1 protein-coding gene is annotated in these 793 nt (G+C 69.7%); it reads right to left on the reverse strand.

Annotated elements, in window-relative coordinates; genetic code table 11:
- A partial coding sequence (locus tag KBY47_RS36210) for a DNRLRE domain-containing protein (RefSeq protein ID WP_210928888.1) occupies positions 1–793 on the reverse strand: 793 nt, incomplete at both ends.

The raw sequence follows: 793 nt of genomic DNA on the forward strand, positions 1-793 counted from the left end.
GTAGTCGGTGCGCTTGTTGCCGGACGCCGAGTTGATCGGCGTCTTCACCTGCGCCTGGACGGTGACCGTGTCACCGGGGACGACGTCCTTGGGCAGGGCCGTCCGGGCCTGGTTGCCGCCGGTGGTGGCGTCGGTGCCGTCGGGCAGTGCCCAGGTGTAGGACAGCGCCCGGTCGGCGGCCCGCCACACGGTGTCGGTGGTGTTGGTGAGCGTGAACTCCACGCTGTAGTCGGAGTTCGGGGTCATCCGCGCCGGAGTCTTCGGCGCGTGGTAGGTCGAGGCAGTGGTCGCGTCGGTGTACGTCACGACCATGCGCGGACGCAGCCGCTTCTCGCCCGCCTCGGAGGAGAGGAACACCGTCCGCTCCTGCTGAACCGTTTCGTCCTGCATCTTCAGCAGGACGCCGCGCTGGGTCGCCGAGCCGCTGACCCAGTTCTGCACCAGGCTGGTGGCGTTCCAGTCCTGGCGGGCGGGGTCGTTGCTCATGGCCGGGACCGTGTCGGAGACCGCTGTGCCGAAGTCACCACCGGGAGTCGTCCAGTTGGTGGAGGCGTTGGCCTTGGTCCAGGTGGCGGTGGCCTCGTCGAAGTCACGGGTCAGCGGGCGCATCTCGTAGACCGCGCCGGAGGCCCCGGTGGTCGTCTGCGTGCTCCACAGCCGCAGGGTGGCGTCCAGGACCCGGGCCGAGCTGGGGATGTCCAGGTCGGGGAACTTCAGCGCCGTACGCGTGGTGCCGTAGGCGGTGGAGTTGTTGCCGACCGTCAGCCAGGGCTGCGGCACCCCGTCGGTGATC

The sequence above is a fragment of the Streptomyces sp. B93 genome (assembly GCF_018070565.1).
Taxonomy (GTDB): domain Bacteria; phylum Actinomycetota; class Actinomycetes; order Streptomycetales; family Streptomycetaceae; genus Streptomyces.